Genomic DNA, 1985 nt, shown 5'->3' on the forward strand with positions numbered 1-1985 from the left:
CGCCTGGCCCCATTCCGAACCCAGAAGCTAAGCCTCTCATCGCTGATAATACTGCAGGTTTCACTTGTGGGAATGTAGGTCGCTGCCTAGTTGATCAGATTTTTCTTTCTAACTTTCAATCATTTACAAAATTTTCTCTGCTATATTTCTATTTACTTTATTTTTACATTTCTTTTGTACAATACATATATATTTTAATATGTGATAAAAATGTTACAAATATACACATTGTTATTTTTTTATCACATATCTACATTTTCATCTTTTTTATCATATAGTGATATTTACTATTAATACAGCTGATATTTTCTCTATTTCTTCCATTTTTATAATATTTTATTATGTTCCTCAGTGATTTTTGTTATACAATGAACTATAATGATTTAATCTATAAGTTTTTATGATACTTATGTTTCTCTTCTTAAGATGCAATTAATTTTTTATCCCATATAATACTTTCAGTCGAAATAGCTTTGGCTATCTCAAAAATTTGACATACTCTTAAGGAGAGAAAATGAAAAAAACAATTAAATTAGCAGTAGTAGCTGCATTAGCTTTAGGTGCAACTTCTGCATTTGCAACGAACGGTGCAGCATTAATAGGTACGGGTGCAAAATCTCGTGGTATGGCAGGAACGAGTATTGGTATAAGCCATGGTGCAGAATCTGCTCTTTCAAATCCTGCTTTAATTACTTCTGTGAAAGGAACTGAGATTTCTTTCGGTGGTACAATTTTTATGCCACATGTAAAAAATGAAAATAATATTGGTTTTGGAGCTTCATCATTTGACAGTGATGCTAATTTAAATGTTATACCTGAAGTTTCTTTGGCAACTAAAATCAACGATAATTTTTATGTTGGTATTGGTATGTGGGGAACTGGCGGTATGGGTGTTGACTATCGTGATGCCAACTCTGTATTAGCAGGTGGTACTCAAATGCAAATGGTTACCAATCTTCAATTAATGCAGTTTGGTGTGCCATTGGCATATACTACAAATGGTTTTAGTGTAGCTGTTACACCAATTTTGCAATATGGTTCTTTGGATATTAATTATGAGTATCCAGGTAGCCCTAATCCTTTAGATCCAAATGCTGCGGGAGATACAATCGGAATGGGTGTTGCTCAAGATTTAAAATTTGGTTACAACATAGGTTTAGCTTATACGATGTCTGGTTTTACAGTTGGAGCAATTTATAAATCTAGAATTGATATGGAATATAAAGGGTTTGATACAGTTGTTAGTCCTTTTACTGCAACTGGATATAATAACAATAAACTTTCCACACCAGCTGAGATTGGTATAGGTGCAAGTTATAATATGGGCGAGCATACTGTAGCTGTTGATTATAAGCAAATTAAATGGTCTGATGCGAAAGGATATAAAGATTTTGAATGGGATGATCAAAATGTAATTGCTTTAGGTTATGAGTATAATACAAAAGGTTGGGCAGTGCGTTTAGGTTATAATTATGCTTCAAGTCCTATTAGCGAAAAAACTGTTGTGAATCCTGCAACTGATATTCCAAATAGTGCTGGATTACAGCCAGGTACAGTCAATACTTTTAATCTTCTTGGTTTTCCAGGTATTGTTGAATCTCACTATGCAATTGGTGCTTCTTATGATATAAGTAATAAAGCATCAGTAGATGTAGCATATACATATGCACCTGAAGTTACAAATACTTATAAAAACTTTGCAGCTCAAGATATTACAACAAAACACTCTCAAGATGGTGTAAGTGTACAACTGAACTATAACTTCTAGAAAAAGAAAATTAACAGTTCTCTTTTCACATCGCCTTTTGGCGGTGTTCTTTTCTTCTTTCTATTATTTTAATCTTATTTTCTGATCTGTTAGCATAATTCCTGACTTCCGCGATAACTTTTTAAATAAAACTTAACCTCGTAAAATAGGTACTTTCAGAGGATAAAAAGGCACGATTTGTGTGCCTCGGGAATATATTCATAGAATTTGTTATCAT

At 32.8% G+C, this 1985-nt stretch carries 1 protein-coding gene and 1 rRNA gene; both read left to right on the forward strand.

The window, feature by feature from the left end; translation table 11 throughout:
* Nucleotides 1-91, forward strand: a 5S ribosomal RNA gene (gene rrf / locus MNY28_RS11735); the annotation flags it as partial.
* Between the two features lie 423 nt (nucleotides 92-514).
* Nucleotides 515-1768, forward strand: coding sequence for an outer membrane protein transport protein (locus tag MNY28_RS11740; RefSeq protein ID WP_151899271.1), 1254 nt, complete (start codon nucleotides 515-517; stop codon nucleotides 1766-1768).
* The last annotated feature ends 217 nt before the right edge of the window (nucleotides 1769-1985 follow it).

This window comes from Sulfurimonas sp. NWX367 (assembly GCF_039667065.1).
GTDB lineage: Bacteria > Campylobacterota > Campylobacteria > Campylobacterales > Sulfurimonadaceae > Sulfurimonas > Sulfurimonas hydrogeniphila.

Bases quoted from the DNA above. Each gene is read 5' to 3' on its own strand.
- MNY28_RS11740 (WP_151899271.1), top strand. From the start codon at position 515: ATGAAAAAAACAATTAAATTAGCAGTAGTAGCTGCATTAGCTTTAGGT.